Source organism: Pseudomonas sp. NPDC098740 (assembly GCF_044760065.1).
GTDB classification, from domain to species: Bacteria; Pseudomonadota; Gammaproteobacteria; order Pseudomonadales; family Pseudomonadaceae; genus Aquipseudomonas; species Aquipseudomonas rossensis.
On sequence record NZ_JBIWAM010000008.1, the window covers coordinates 116,368 to 130,277 of the forward strand.

Genomic DNA, 13,910 nt, shown 5'->3' on the forward strand with positions numbered 1-13,910 from the left:
ATCCCCTGCGGTTACTGGAACGACGCCAGATAGGCGACCAGTTGATCGATCTGTTCGGGCGTTAGCGATTTGTCGAAGGTGTCCGGCATGAAGGACATGCCGTTGGCGGAAAACATGTCGCCCGGATACAGGTAGGCACTCGGCGTGACGATGGATTCGCGGATGAAACCTTCGGCGTCCTTGGCCTTGCCCTTGTAGTCAGGCGAGGCGATGACCTGCTTGGCCCGACTGGCCAACCCGGCCAGTGATGGCCCTGCGAGGTTGACGCCCGGCGCAATCGAGTGGCAAGCGCTGCACACCGGGGTGGCGGTTGTTCGAAACAGTGCCTCGCCCAGGGCGATCGGGTCTTCCTTGCCGGACACCGGGCGGGCGGCGGGGGGTGGTTGGTCGCCGCCGGTAGCATTCTGCTGGGCCACGGTGAGGTCCATGCCGGGGATCGACGCACCGGTTACCAGAATAGGGCGCGGCGGCCAGCCTTGATTGTCGACCTTGCTCACCCAGTCGAGGAAGGCGATCAAATCGGCGATTTCCTCGTCGCCGAGTTTCAGGTTCGGCATCAGACGACGATGGCGTTTCTCGTCATAGAACTTTGAGGGGTCTTTGAGGAACGCAGTGAGATACGGGGCGCCGCGTTGCTGGGTGATTTTCGTCAGGTCCGGGGCGTAATAAGCCCCCTCGCCGAACAAGGTATGGCAATTGATGCAATTGTATTGATGCCAGACATCCTTGCCGCGAGTGACCTGGGGCGTGATCTGTTGAGCGTTGGTCAGTGTGGGAAACTGCCGGTGACTATCAACGGTCATGCCCAGAAACACCACAGCGGCGATCGCCGTCGATATCAGCGCGAACGAGCGTGTCTGGCGTTTGTTCATTGCGAACTCCCTATACGCCGATACCGGTCCAATAGGTGATGCCGATCACTCCGGCATAGACGACCGCGCTGGCCATCAGCACGAGCACTGCATAGCTGACGAGCTTCAAGACTTTTTGCACGACTGCCTCCCAATCTGAAAGTGCAGGTGGAAAGAGCGTTAGCCCGTTGCGCTGACGATTGCTTGAGGTCTGCATTCGAACAGCTGCGAACAGGCGCTAAAGATTGACGACTTCACCAAGCCTTGCGATTAAGTGCCGTGGTTCAGTGGGGGAGGCAGGATGACTGTGAGCCTAGTAGACGTCGCGCGACTGTCAATGACTCGGGTGGACTTCATTCACCGTCTTTTTTCTTTCCGCCATCAGCGTCTGGCTTGCCGCCGAACATGCCAAAAAGGTTCTGGGTGTTCAGGTACAGCGCCTTCGACTGGTCGACATATTGGCGCATCAGGTCCTGCATCACCGGCGCCTGCTGATGCATGAAGTCGCTCCAGGCCTCGGACGATTGCGCGCCGGTCTGGGACTGGACGTCGATCACGGTCTGAATGCTCTTGTCCAGGTAACTGCCGAGTACGCCCTGATATGGGCCGTAGAACTGGATAATCCCCATCAGCATTTCGCTGGTGAAGATGGGTTCACCGCCGCTTTCAGCTTCCAGAATCACTTGCAGCAGAATGCTGCGGGTCAGATCCTCGCCGCTCTTTGCATCGACCACCTGAAAGGCAATTTTGTCGACCACCAACTGGCGTATGTCCGCCAGCGTCAAATGACTGCTGGTGTGGGTGTCATACAGTCGGCGATTGGGGTACTTCTTGATCAGGCGGGGGGTGGTATCAGTCATGCGGGGCGTCTCGCGGCGGGCCTGGTTTGCAGGCATCTTAACCTACTCTGGCCACTGAAGCGGTTTGGTGTTGGGAGGGAGGGGCTAAGGGCAGAATCAAAAGATCGTCCGAACGCGGCCCGAACCTTCGGCAGCTCCTACAGAAGGAATGCGTACCCCGTAGGAGCTGCCGCAGGCTGCGATCTCTTGATCTACTTACCAGATCGGCAAGGTGTAGCTGACGATCAGGCGGTTTTCATCCAGGTCGCTGCCGAAGTTGGTCGAGCGCACCGTCGCATTGCGCCACTTCACCCCGACATTCTTCAACGGCCCGCTCTGCACGACATAGCTGATGTCGGTATCACGTTCCCATTCCTTGCCTTCCGGGCGGTTGCCGCCCAGATCGATATTGTCGCCGGTGAGGTAGCGGGTCATGAAGGTCAGGCCCGGAACGCCGATGGCCGCAAAGTTGTAGTCGTAGCGCGCCTGCCAGGACTTTTCGTCCTTGCTGGCGAAGTCGCCGATCTGCACGAAGTTCACCAGGAAGGCATCGGTGCCGTTGACGTAGGCGTAGCCGGTGTCGCCGCTCATGCCTTGATAACCCAGGCCCACCGCATGCCCGCCAAGGTTGTAGGTGAACATCGCGCCAATGGCGTTGTTATCGACATTACTGCCACCATCGTCCGTGGAGCGGGCGAAGCGCAGATCCGTCTTCAGCGACTGGCCCGTCGTCACCGGCAACACATAGGTCAGGTTGACCAGGTGCTGGCTGTAGAAGTTGTCGAGGTGACCGTAGCTGTAGCCGGTGGCGAGGTTGCTGGTCCATTTGTAGTTCAGGCTGGCGAAATCGAAGCTGTCGCTATCAACATGACGTGTGGTGATGCCCTTGGCGCCGGTCCGGGTGATGCCCATGTCCTCGTAATCGGAGGAGTCGCGCTGATTGACCTGCGTCAGTCGCCCGGCATCCACGGTCAAGCCTTCGATTTCCAGCGAGGTCAACTGACCGCCCTTGAAGGTTTGTGGCAACAGCCGTGAATCGTTGGCCAATAACGTGGGCAGTTTCGGCAGCAGCGTGCCGAGTTTCAGCGTACTTTTTGAGGCCCGCACTTTGGCGGTCAGGCCCAGTTCACCGTACTCGTCCTGAGCACCTTTGCTCGTGTCGCGATGGCGTTTGAGCAGACCGGAGCCCGCGCGATCGGGGCTGGAATCGAGCTTGACGCCGAGCAGGCCAATGGCATCGAAACCGACACCGATCAAACCTTCGGTGAATCCCGATTCATAGCGCAACAGGAAACCCTGGGCCCATTCCTCTTGTTTGGATTGGGCGGCGTTGTCCTGGCGATAGTCACGGTTGAAATAGAAGTTGCGCAGCTCAAGGCTGGCCTTGCTGTCTTTGACAAAGTCGGCAGCGGCGGGGGCCGAGAGGCTGATGACGCCGCCGGCCAGCAACAGTCGGGTAGCGAGGGTGCGGGTGTTGCGGTCCATGGTGAAGCCCCTTTGTTTTTATTATGGAAAGACAGGTCCCGCGGCCCTCGCCAGGTGGGCGAGGGCTTATCGATAAAAAACGCGAACGCCGAAAGATAGGAGCGTGGCGCCGCGTGCGGTTCAATCGTTAGAACTGTTCTGCGCTCAGGCCAAACAACGAGGCACTGCCCGCGCGGATGGATTGCTCCAGGCTCAAAATGCGCGGCAGCAAGCGGTGGATATAGAAGTCGGCGGTGGCGATTTTCGCGCCATAAAACCCTTCGTCTTCGTGCAGCTTTTGCTGGGCAACCTGTGCCATACGCGCCCAAAGCCAGGCGTAGGCGACGTAACCGAACAGGTGCAAATACTCCACCGACGCGGCGCCGACTTCGTTGCGATTGGTCGCGGCCTGATCCAGCAGCCAGTCGCTCAAGTCCTCCAGACGCTGCACGGCATCGAACAATTGAGCGGAGTAGGGCGCGTCAGGCTGATGGGCGAAATGACGGATCTCAGCGGTGAACTGGCACAGCGCGAAGCCCTTGTCGGCGAGCACTTTACGTCCGAGCAGGTCCAGGGCCTGAATGCCGTTGGTGCCTTCGTAGATCTGCGCGATGCGCACGTCACGGACCAATTGTTCCTGGCCCCACTCGCGGATGTAGCCATGGCCGCCGAACACTTGCTGGCCGTTGATGCAGCTTTCCAGGCCGGTATCGGTGAAAAACGCCTTGGCCACCGGCGTCAGCAGCGCAACCAGTGTTTGCGCGTTGTCCCGTTCCTGGACGTCATCGGAAAACTTCGCCAGGTCCAGTTGCTGCCCGACATAACTGGCGAACGCACGGCCGCCCTCGGTCATGGCTTTCATGCTCAGCAGCATGCGGCGCACATCGGGGTGGACGATGATCGGGTCGGCCACTTTGTCCGGAGCAATGGCACCGGTCGGCGCGCGGCTCTGAACACGTTCACGTGCATAGGCTACGGCGCTCTGATAGGACGCTTCGGCACAGCCAATGCCCTGAATGCCGATGGACAAGCGCTCGTAGTTCATCATGGTGAACATCGCCGCCAGGCCTTTGTTGGCTTCGCCGACCAGCCAGCCGCTGGCGCCGTCGAAGTTCATCACGCAGGTAGCCGAGGCCTTGATGCCCATCTTGTGTTCGATCGATCCGCAACTCACGGCGTTGGCATCGCCGAGGGAGCCGTCGGCATTGACCAGTACTTTAGGCACTACGAACAGTGAGATGCCTTTCGGTCCCGCCGGTGCGTCCGGCAGTTTGGCCAGCACCAGATGGACAATGTTTTCGGTCAGGTCCTGATCGCCACCGGTGATGAAGATCTTGCTGCCGGTGATGCTGAAGCTGCCGTCGGCCTGAGGTTCGGCGCGGGTGCGGATAATCCCCAGATCAGTGCCGGCGTGGGCTTCGGTCAAGCACATTGAACCGGCCCAACGGCCTTCGTACATCGGCGGCAGGTAGAGGTTTTTCAGGGTGTCGCTGGCGTGGGCATCCAGTGCCAGGCAGGCACCGGAACTCAACGCTGAATAGAGTGCAAAGCTTGAGTTGGCGCCGTAGAGCATTTCTTCGAACTGCACGGCGAGCATCTTTGGCATGCCCATGCCGCCGAAATCGGCGTTACCGGAAAGACCCACCCAGCCGCCTTCGATGTAGGTGGCATAAGCCTGTTTGAAACCGATTGGCGTGCTGACCTGGCCATCGACCCACTGGGCACCTTCCTCGTCGCCGCTGCGGTTCAACGGCGCAATCAGGTGCGAGGTGACTTTGGCCGCCTCTTCAAGAATGGCGTCAGCGGTGGCGGCGTCGACACTGTCGGCCAGGGCTGGCAGGCGTGCCCACAGGGCCGGGGCGTCGAACACTTCATGCAGCACAAAGCGCATGTCGCGCAGCGGGGCGTTGAATTCGGGCATAACGTGAACCTCAAAAGGTTGTGCGATGGGCACGGCGCCGGTTGAGCAGGCCGTGCCCTTTCTATCAATGGCTGGAAGCGCTGGCGGCACCGAGGCCGGTCTGGGCGCGAACGAACTGGTCGGCGTAAGCGTCACGCTCTTTGTCGGCCCGCACGCTGCGGTCGAGTTTCGACACCACGACGATCACGAAGAACGCCAGCGGCATGGAGAACAGCGCCGGGTGGTCGTACGGGAAGATCGCGTGAGCATGGCCGAGCACGGTGACCCACACCGCTGGCGAGAGGATCACCAGCACCAGCGCACAGATCAGGCCGGCGAAACCACCGATGATCGCGCCTTTGGTGGTCAGGCCTTTCCAGTACATGGCCATGATCAGCACCGGGAAGTTGGTCGATGCGGCGATGCCGAAGGTCAGGCCCACCAGGAACGCGACGTTCATCTTCTCGAACAGAATGCCCAGCAGAATCGCGATGATGCCAAGGCCGACAGTGGCCATGCGGGTCACGCGCATTTCCTGTTTCTGGCTGGCTTTGCCCTTCTTGAACACCGTGGCGTAGAGGTCATGGGAAATCGCCGAGGCACCGGCCAGGGCCAACCCGGAGACCACCGCGAGGATGGTGGCGAAGGCGACGGCTGCGAGGAAACCGAAAAACAGGTTGCCACCGACCGCTTTGGCCAGGTGCATGGCGACCATGTTGCCGCCGCCAATCAAGGCGCCGCCGACTTTGCCATTGACGTAGTACTGCGGGTCGGTGCCGATGATCACCATCGCGGCGAAGCCCAGGGTGCAAACCACCAGGAAGAAGAAGCCGATGAAACCGGTGGCATAGAACACCGATTTGCGAGCCTCTTTGGCGTTAGGCACGGTGAAGAAACGCATCAGAATGTGCGGCAGACCGGCAATCCCGAACACCAGGCCCAGCGACATCGAAGCAGTGTTGATCGGGTCGGCGAGCATTGAGCCGGGGCCCATGATGTTCCAGCCGCTGGCATGGGCTTCGACGGCTTTGCTGGCCAGGGTTTCGTAGCTGAAGCCGAACTGCGACATGGCCATGAACGCCAGGGTCGTGCCGCCAGCCAGCAGCAACACGGCCTTGATGATCTGCACCCAGGTGGTGGCGATCATGCCGCCGAAAATCACATACACCAGCATCAGTGCGCCGACGATCACCACCGCAACCGGGTAGTCGAGACCGAATAGCAATTTTATCAATTGACCCGCACCGACCATCTGCACGATCAGGTAGCAGCACACCACCGTCAGCGAACCGAAGGCGGCGAAGATCCGCACTTTGTTCTGGTCCAGTCGATAGGACACGATGTCGGCAAAGGTGTAGCGCCCCAGATTGCGCAGGCGCTCGGCCATCAGGAAGGTGATGATCGGCCAGCCGACGAAGAAGCCGATGGTATAGATGAAGCCGTCGTAGCCCTTGGCGAACACCAGGCTGGACAGCCCCAGCAGCGTGGCGGCGGACATGTAGTCGCCGGCAATCGCCAGACCGTTCTGGAACCCGGTGATGCCACCGCCCGCGGTGTAGAAGTCCGACGTGGATTTGGTTTGCCGCGCGGCCCACCAGGTGATGGCCAGCGTGCCCAGCACGAAGACGAAGAACATGCCGATCGCATGCAGGTTGAGCGGTTGTTTTTCCACCGCACCCAGCGCGGGTGCAGCCAGTACAACGGAGGCCGCCAAGAGCCCGGCAGCGGCGAGGAGAAGTTTACGCAGCAGGTTCATTACTTGCTCTCCTCGAGAATGGCGGCGCCCAGTGCATCGAAACGCGTGTTGGCGCTGTAGACGTACCAACCGGTGAGTAACCAGGAAAACACGATGATCGCCGCGCCAACCGGCATGCCCAGGGTCAACATCCGATGCTCGGCGAGTGGCGCATGCAGCCACTGCGGGGCAAACGCCACCACCAGCATGAACGCGTAGTAAGTACCCAGCACCGCAGCACTGAGTGACCAGGCCAGGCGCGAACGGCTGCTCACCAATTGAATGAATTTCGGGTTGGACCGAATGCGTTCACAGCGTTGGGTATCGGTTGAATGGATGTCGATCATGGGTGGCTCCACCTTGTTTTTGTTATCGATGCTTTGGGTATTTAAGGGCAGGGCAGAGCCGAATCCGGCCTGCACGAGCCCGAAGCGGCCGGTAAAAACACCGGCCGCTTGTCGGGTACAACGTCGATTCGGTTAGAGCGCTTTGGCCCTGTCGCGCAGAACGTACTTCTGGATCTTGCCGGTTGAAGTCTTCGGCAGCAGGGTGAAAACCACCGTGCGCGGGACTTTGAAACCGGCCAGGTGTTCACGGCAGAAACTGATGATGTCGGCCTCGCGAACGTCCTGGTGATCAGCCTTCAACGTGATAAAGGCGCAGGGCGTTTCGCCCCACTTCTCATCAGGGCGGGCGACGACGGCCGCTTCCATGACGGCTGGATGGCGATAGAGCACACCTTCCAGTTCGATGGTGGAAATGTTCTCGCCGCCGGAAATGATGATGTCCTTGAGTCGGTCCTTGATCTCGACGTAACCGTTCGGATGACACACCGCCAGGTCGCCGGTGTGGAACCAGCCGCCTTCGAACGCTTCAGCCGTAGCGGTTGGGTTCTTCAGGTAGCCCTTCATCACGGTGTTGCCGCGCATGAAGATCTCACCGATGGTCTGACCGTCTCGCGGGGTCGGTTCCAGCGTCTTCGAATCGCCAACCATCACGCCTTCGAGCGTCGGGTAGCGCACGCCCTGACGGGATTTGATTTGCGCCCGTTCGTCCAGCGGCAACTCATCCCATTCGGCATGCCAGGCGCAGAGCGTCACCGGACCATAGGTTTCGGTCAGGCCATACACATGGGTGACCTTGATGCCCATTTCTTCCACGGCACCGATCACTTTGGCCGGTGGTGCGGCACCGGCCACCATGGCGTTGACCGGATGATCGATCGCCGCTTTAGCCGATTCCGGCATGTTGACCAAGGCATTGAGCACGATCGGCGCGGCGCACAGATGGGTGACCTGATGCTCGCGGATCAGCGTGAGGATTTTCTGCGGATCGACACGGCGCAGGAACACATGCACACCGGCCATGGCGGTGATGATCCACGGGTAGCACCAACCGTTGCAATGGAACATCGGCAGGGTCCAGAGGTACACCGGGTGGTTGCCCATGGCCCAGGTCATCTGGTTGCCCAACGAGTTCAGATAAGCACCGCGATGGTGGTAAACCACGCCTTTGGGGTTGCCGGTGGTGCCTGAGGTGTAATTCAGCGAGATGGCTTGCCATTCGTTCGCCGGCCACTGCCAGGCGAAGGCCGGATCGCCTTCGGCCAATAGCGCTTCGTAGTCCAGATCGCTGACCGCCTGACCTTCGCCGTATTCCGGATCATTAACGTCGATGACCAGTGGCGGGTGATCGAGCATGCCGATCGCCGCGTGAATCACATCATGGAACTCGCGGTCGGTAATCAGCACTTTGGCTTCGCCATGCTGCAGCATGAAGGCAATGGCTTCGGCATCCAGACGCACGTTGAGCGGGTTAAGCACCGCGCCAATCATCGGCACGCCGAAGTGCACTTCAAGCATCTCGGGAATGTTGGGCAGCATTACCGCCACCGTGTCGTTCTTGCCGATGCCGCGACCGGCCAGCGCCGAAGCCAGACGGCGACAGCGGGTGTAGGTCTGCGCCCAGGTGCGGCGAATAGAACCATGGATGACGGCGGGGTAGTTGGGGTAAACGCTGGCGGTGCGCTCGATGAAGCTGAGCGGAGACAAGGCAATATGATTGACAGCCGCAGGGCCTAGCCCTTGTTCATAAATCGACATGTACGGGTACTCGGTGGCTGATTGTTAGCTCTATAGATGACCTTGCAGCGTCGCCGCTGAGGGCATCTTTTATGTCCGGCTTGCTTTATATAACATTCAGCTACTGATATGGAAGTACAACCTACGTCATATAGGATATGTACTATATTTTATTCTGGCAGGTCTAAATCAATACAGCCACACCGCCAAGGCCGGTATATCCTTGGCTTCCCCAACGAAGCGGACCTGTGATGACCCTGACCCCCGTTCGATTGCACAGCTGGTTGCGCCTGCAGCGCGAGGGTGTGTCTCTGGCCGCCCGGGCCGATGCGTTGTGCCGTGCGCTGCAGGATTGCCCCGAGGTGCGCCGGGCGGTTTATCTGAGTTGGCAACCCAATGCGCGGATTTACAGCCACGAGGGCGCCGCCCAGCATTTTCCACCGGGGCTGGGCGACCCTTCGCTGGCCAGCGATCAGCGGCTGTTTGATCGGCTGGTCGAGGCGGGACGGCTGGACCTGGCTCAAGTACGTCAACTCGATTGCTGGCTGGCCGGCCGACTGCGCCGGGCGGCTATCAGCCATGGCCAGGTGTTTGATCTGGCCTTGACGCCTGGGCAGCCGGGTTTGTTGTTGGTGGAAGTGTGCGAGGGCGTGAGTCTTGATTGGCTGGGTTGGGTGCAGGACTTGCTGACGACGTTGCTGAGCAGCGTCAACGGCATGTTGCGGGGCTCGCCGCTGTTGGGCCACGATCCGCAACCGAGTCTGTTGCTCGATGCCCAGGGCCGACCGCTGGAATTCAATGCCGCGCTGTTGGCACTGCTCGCCGAAAAGCCGCTGACCGATGTGCTGGGCTTTTTGCCGGTCAATCACCGGGTGCTGGTCCGTGCCTGCCTCGACCAGCAACGCGCCATCGACGGGGTCGAAGCCCAATTCAAAGCGCAGATCCTGATCTGGACGTTTATCCCCGATCCCCAGGACAACCGCGTGCTCGCCCGTTGCCGCGATGCCACGGCACAAGTGTTGGCCGAGCGTGAAGCCGCCACGGCACGGCGGCTGTACCGGCTGATCATCGAGAACACCACCGACCTGATTTCCCGACACACACCGGACGGGCGCTTTCTGGATGCCTCGCCCGCGTCCTGGACATTGCTTGGCTATTGGCCGGAGGAGTTGCGCGGGCAAATGGCCCAGGGCTTGTTCCATGGTCAGGACCTGGCCAGCCTGGTGCAGCGCGCGCGGGATGCCCTGGAGCAGGACGGTTATCACACGATGACCTATCGCATTCGCCATCGAGACGGGCATTACCTGTGGTTCGAAACCGCGAGCCGGGCGATTCGTGAAACCTACACCGGCACGGTAGTCGAAGTGGTCAGCGTGTCCCGGGACATCACCGCCCGAGTACAAGCCGAGGAGAACAAGCGGCGCCTGGCGGAGGTCGTCGAGGCCAACACCGATCCGGTGTTGTTCATCGACCCCGAGGGGCAAGTCACTTACCTCAACCCGGCGGCGCGGCGCATTCTCGGGATCGACGAGCAACAACCGATGCCGGCCCTGGCGCAATTGTTCGCCAGCGGCGACCTGGCACGTCTGCAGCGCGATGGCTGGAGCAGCGCCGAACGCGACGGTGTCTGGAGCACCGATGCGCGATTGCAGCCACCGGGTGGCGGCACTTCAGTGCCGGTGTCGCTGGTGCTGCTGGCGCACCGTTCGGCCGGCGGCGAGCGCTATTACTCCTTGGTGGCGCGGGACATGACCGAGCGTGAACTGCGTGAAGTGCAACAGCGCCGTCATCAGGACGAACTGGCACACACGGCGCGGTTGGTCACCCTGGGTGAATTGGCCTCGGGCATCGCTCACGAAATCAACCAGCCATTGGCGGCGGTGGTCAATTACGCCAATGCCAGCCAGCGCTATTTACAGACGCTGGATTCCAATCCCCAAGCCGCCGCCCGAGTGGCGCAAGGGCTGGAGCGCATTACCCATCACGCCACGCATGCTTCAGAAGTGATCAGACGTTTGCGCGCGTTTCTGCGCAAGGGACAACGCCGGATGCAAGCCCTGAATTTCACCGACGTCGCCCGCGAGGCCGTGCGTTTATGTGCCTGGGAAGCGAGCAATTGCCAAGTGACAATCGAGGATCGCCTGCCGGATAATCTGCCGCCGATTTATGCCGACCGGGTGCTGCTGGAGCAGGTGCTGCTCAATCTGTTGCGCAATGCCATCGACGCTAACCGCGAACAACATCCGGGGCAACCTTCGCTGATCGTGATGGCTGCGGGGCAGGGCGGTGGTGCAACCGTGGAAATCAGTGTGCAAGACCAGGGGCCAGGCGTCAGCGGACCGGAACTGGAGCAGATATTTACCCCGTTCTATACCAGCAAGGCCGATGGCCTGGGACTTGGCTTGTCCATGAGCCGCAGCATCATCGAAGGTTTCGGTGGCGAATTGCAGGCCCGACGCCAATCTGTCGGGCTGCTGATGTGCTGCCGTTTGCCGCTGGCCGGCCCAACAAAACAACAACAGGAATAACGTAATGGCAGGTGTGACGGAGCACGTGGTGTATGTGGTCGACGACGATCAAGGCATGCTCGATTCAACGGTCTGGTTATTGGAATCGGTAGGGCTCAAGGCCTTGCCATTTACCAGTGGCGTGGAGTTTCTCAATGCTTGTGATGCCACGCTCGATGCCTGCGTGCTGCTCGATGTTCGCATGCCCGGCATGGGCGGTTTGAACGTGCAGGAAGAAATGCGCACACGTGAGCTGAACTTGCCGATCATTTTCGTCAGCGGGCACGCGGATGTGCCGATCGTGGTTCGCGCCTTCAAGGCAGGTGCCCATGACTTCATCGAGAAGCCCTATAACGAGCAATTGCTGCTGGACAGCGTGCAACAAGCGCTTAGTAACTGCGCAGCAAACCGCTCGGGCAATCAGGGCCATGAAGCCTTGCAGGCACGCTTGCTGACACTGACCCCTCGGGAGCGCGATGTCTTGCTGCCGCTGGTCCAGGGTTACACCACCCGTGAAATCGCTGAACAACTGGGCGTGAGCGCAAAAACCGTCGACCTGTATCGCTCGCGAGTGATGAAACGCATGCAGGCCAATACCTTGCCGGACCTGGTGGGCATGGCCATCGCCGCTGAACTGGTTGATCCGCTGAAGCTGCGGTGATTGGTCGCGTTTTCCATTGAGCGTCTATGCTGGGCTAACCGATCTCATCCCTCTGCAGCGATCTGCAAGGAGGCAGCAATGGTGCCCACATCCAGCTCCGAGAAGGCGTTCACACGCAGTCTGCTCGATGTTTTGATCCGTGCCGGACTGATTGCCGTACTGGTGCTGTTCTGCTTTGAGATCTTCAGCCCGTTCCGCGACCTCATGCTGTGGTCGCTGATCCTGGCGATCACCTTTTACCCATTGCAACAGCGACTCAAGGGGCCGCGGGGTCAGAAAGACGGCCGCATTGCGACGCTGATTGTGCTGATCGCCATCGTTGTGCTCATGGTGCCGATCTATCTGTTGGTCACCTCGATTGCCGATTCGGTCGAGCACGCCATGACCACCGTCAGGGACGGCAACTTCCATATTCCGCCCCCCGCTGACTCAGTCGCTGACTGGCCGTTAGTGGGCAAGTCGGTCTCTGCTGTATGGCTGCAGGCCTCAACCGATCTTCCCGACCTGACAGCGAAGTACCTGCCCCAGATAAAACATTTCAGCGTGAGTTTATTGGCCAAACTCGCCGGCGTCGGCATGGGGTTCCTCACCTTTATTTTTGCATTGATCATCGCCGGCATTTTCATGGCCTATGGCGAGAGCGGCAGCCGCAGCGCGGTAAAGATCGCGGCCCGCGTCAGTGGTCCGGCCAAGGGGCCGAAAATCGCCGAACTGTGTACCGCAACGATCCGTGCGGTCGCGCTGGGGGTGGTCGGCATCGCCTTCATCCAGATGCTGCTGGTGGGCATCGGATTCGTGCTCATGGGCGTCCCCGGTGCCGGGCTGCTTGCCTTCGCGGTGCTGCTGCTCGGCATCATGCAATTGCCGGCGACGCTGATTACGCTGCCCGTGATTGCCTTTGTGTTCGCCACCGAGGGGGCCAGCACGGCGACCATTGTTTTCTCCATCTACGTGTTCGTTGCTGGCCTGGTGGATAACGTACTCAAGCCATTGCTGCTGGGGCGCGGTGTCGATGTGCCGATGCCGGTGGTGCTGATCGGTGCACTGGGCGGCATGGTCACCAGTGGCATTATCGGGCTGTTCATCGGCCCGGTGGTGCTTGCGGTCGGCTATCAGTTGTTCTGGCAATGGGTGGAAGATCAGCCGCAGAACAGACCGGACGTCCCGCCGACGTTATAAGTACCCGGGCTTGCGCTAGCATGAAAGATATTCAGGCCATTCGCCCTGACGAGCAGGACAGTGCGCCCCGCCAGATGACCGTTTGGACTTCGCCACTCACTGCGCGGTGCAGGATTTCTACTTCGGCGAGGACTTCCTGCTTCGTCGACACGACTACAACGTGGACGTGAGTGGTGGCTATCGACCTCAGCGACATCAGCTACGCCTAAAGAGGGTTGAATCATGACCATCCATTCCTGGGAAAAACTCTACCTCGATGACCTGAGTCTGGGTCAGCAGTTCGAAAGCGACAGCCTGCGTGTCCATCGAGCGTCGATGCTGGCCTTTGCTCAGGAGTTCGACCCGCAACCGTTTCACCTCGATCCTGAACTCGCCGAGCTGAGCCTGTTCCGTGGCCTGGCAGCCAGTGGCTGGAACACCGCCGCCCTGACCATGAAGCTGTTGGTGGAAAGCGTGCCATTGGCAGACGGGATCATCGGCCTGGGCATCGAGTTGAGCTGGCCGACGCCGACCTACCCGGACGATCTGTTGCGTCTGCAATGTACCGTGCAGGCCATCGATCCATCCAGCTCCAAGCCAGATCGGGGTGTGGTGACCCTGTTCATGGAAACACTCAATCAAAACGACAAGGTCGTGCAGCGAGCCACCGGCAAACTGCTGGTCTTCAGAAGACCGGCGCCTGATTGAGAAGGT

At 60.2% G+C, this 13,910-nt stretch carries 11 protein-coding genes; 4 read left to right on the forward strand and 7 right to left on the reverse strand.

All coding sequences use genetic code 11. From position 1 onward, the window contains the following. Nucleotides 1-11 precede the first annotated feature (11 nt). The 7 genes from ACIQU2_RS12535 to ACIQU2_RS12565 all read right to left on the reverse strand — a co-directional run bounded on the left by ACIQU2_RS12535 (nt 12) and on the right by ACIQU2_RS12565 (nt 8,891). A complete protein-coding gene (locus tag ACIQU2_RS12535) occupies nt 12-872 on the reverse strand; it encodes a c-type cytochrome (RefSeq protein WP_403140965.1) in 861 nt (286 codons plus the stop codon). Nucleotides 873-1,204: 332 nt separating this feature from the next. Beyond that, complete coding sequence (gene phaR, locus ACIQU2_RS12540) at nt 1,205-1,747, reverse strand: polyhydroxyalkanoate synthesis repressor PhaR (RefSeq protein WP_403140967.1); 543 nt, start codon at nt 1,745-1,747, stop codon at nt 1,205-1,207. Nucleotides 1,748-1,906: 159 nt separating this feature from the next. Then, the gene (locus ACIQU2_RS12545; RefSeq protein WP_403140970.1) at nt 1,907-3,175 is read right to left on the reverse strand and encodes an OprD family porin; all 1,269 of its coding nucleotides are present in this window, start codon (nt 3,173-3,175) and stop codon (nt 1,907-1,909) included. Nucleotides 3,176-3,302: 127 nt separating this feature from the next. Then, a complete protein-coding gene (locus ACIQU2_RS12550) occupies nt 3,303-5,075 on the reverse strand; it encodes an acyl-CoA dehydrogenase C-terminal domain-containing protein (protein WP_403140972.1) in 1,773 nt (590 codons plus the stop codon). Nucleotides 5,076-5,139: 64 nt separating this feature from the next. After that, the gene (locus ACIQU2_RS12555) at nt 5,140-6,810 is read right to left on the reverse strand and encodes a cation acetate symporter (protein WP_403140973.1); all 1,671 of its coding nucleotides are present in this window, start codon (nt 6,808-6,810) and stop codon (nt 5,140-5,142) included. Beyond that, nucleotides 6,810-7,136 (reverse strand): DUF485 domain-containing protein, encoded by a 327-nt coding sequence (locus ACIQU2_RS12560; RefSeq protein WP_347806256.1) that lies wholly within the window; start codon nt 7,134-7,136, stop codon nt 6,810-6,812. Before ACIQU2_RS12560 ends, ACIQU2_RS12555 begins: the two co-directional genes overlap by 1 nt. Before the next feature lie 132 nt (nt 7,137-7,268). After that, nucleotides 7,269-8,891: an acyl-CoA synthetase gene (locus ACIQU2_RS12565; protein ID WP_283180327.1), complete on the reverse strand. Its 1,623-nt coding sequence runs from the start codon at nt 8,889-8,891 to the stop codon at nt 7,269-7,271. A 230-nt stretch (nt 8,892-9,121) separates the two neighbouring features. Between ACIQU2_RS12565 and ACIQU2_RS12570 the strand changes: the two genes are divergently transcribed. The 4 genes from ACIQU2_RS12570 to ACIQU2_RS12585 all read left to right on the forward strand — a co-directional run bounded on the left by ACIQU2_RS12570 (nt 9,122) and on the right by ACIQU2_RS12585 (nt 13,904). Continuing rightward, entirely contained in the window at nt 9,122-11,398 is a 2,277-nt protein-coding gene (locus ACIQU2_RS12570; RefSeq protein WP_403140978.1) for a PAS domain S-box protein, read from the forward strand. 4 nt (nt 11,399-11,402) lie between these two features. Continuing rightward, nucleotides 11,403-12,038 carry a response regulator transcription factor gene (locus ACIQU2_RS12575; RefSeq protein ID WP_046049845.1) on the forward strand — a complete coding sequence of 212 codons (636 nt, stop codon included), beginning with the start codon at nt 11,403-11,405 and terminating at the stop codon, nt 12,036-12,038. 78 nt (nt 12,039-12,116) lie between these two features. After that, nucleotides 12,117-13,217 (forward strand): AI-2E family transporter, encoded by a 1,101-nt coding sequence (locus tag ACIQU2_RS12580; RefSeq protein ID WP_403140981.1) that lies wholly within the window; start codon nt 12,117-12,119, stop codon nt 13,215-13,217. A gap of 222 nt (nt 13,218-13,439) precedes the next feature. After that, complete coding sequence (locus tag ACIQU2_RS12585) at nt 13,440-13,904, forward strand: MaoC family dehydratase (RefSeq protein WP_046049847.1); 465 nt, start codon at nt 13,440-13,442, stop codon at nt 13,902-13,904. The last annotated feature ends 6 nt before the right edge of the window (nt 13,905-13,910 follow it).

Bases quoted from the DNA above. Each gene is read 5' to 3' on its own strand.
- ACIQU2_RS12535 (WP_403140965.1), bottom strand. From the start codon at position 872: ATGAACAAACGCCAGACACGCTCGTTCGCGCTGATATCGACGGCGATC.
- phaR (WP_403140967.1), bottom strand. From the start codon at position 1,747: ATGCCTGCAAACCAGGCCCGCCGCGAGACGCCCCGCATGACTGATACC.
- ACIQU2_RS12545 (WP_403140970.1), bottom strand. From the start codon at position 3,175: ATGGACCGCAACACCCGCACCCTCGCTACCCGACTGTTGCTGGCCGGC.
- ACIQU2_RS12550 (WP_403140972.1), bottom strand. From the start codon at position 5,075: ATGCCCGAATTCAACGCCCCGCTGCGCGACATGCGCTTTGTGCTGCAT.
- ACIQU2_RS12555 (WP_403140973.1), bottom strand. From the start codon at position 6,810: ATGAACCTGCTGCGTAAACTTCTCCTCGCCGCTGCCGGGCTCTTGGCG.
- ACIQU2_RS12560 (WP_347806256.1), bottom strand. From the start codon at position 7,136: ATGATCGACATCCATTCAACCGATACCCAACGCTGTGAACGCATTCGG.
- ACIQU2_RS12565 (WP_283180327.1), bottom strand. From the start codon at position 8,891: ATGTCGATTTATGAACAAGGGCTAGGCCCTGCGGCTGTCAATCATATT.
- ACIQU2_RS12570 (WP_403140978.1), top strand. From the start codon at position 9,122: ATGACCCTGACCCCCGTTCGATTGCACAGCTGGTTGCGCCTGCAGCGC.
- ACIQU2_RS12575 (WP_046049845.1), top strand. From the start codon at position 11,403: ATGGCAGGTGTGACGGAGCACGTGGTGTATGTGGTCGACGACGATCAA.
- ACIQU2_RS12580 (WP_403140981.1), top strand. From the start codon at position 12,117: ATGGTGCCCACATCCAGCTCCGAGAAGGCGTTCACACGCAGTCTGCTC.
- ACIQU2_RS12585 (WP_046049847.1), top strand. From the start codon at position 13,440: ATGACCATCCATTCCTGGGAAAAACTCTACCTCGATGACCTGAGTCTG.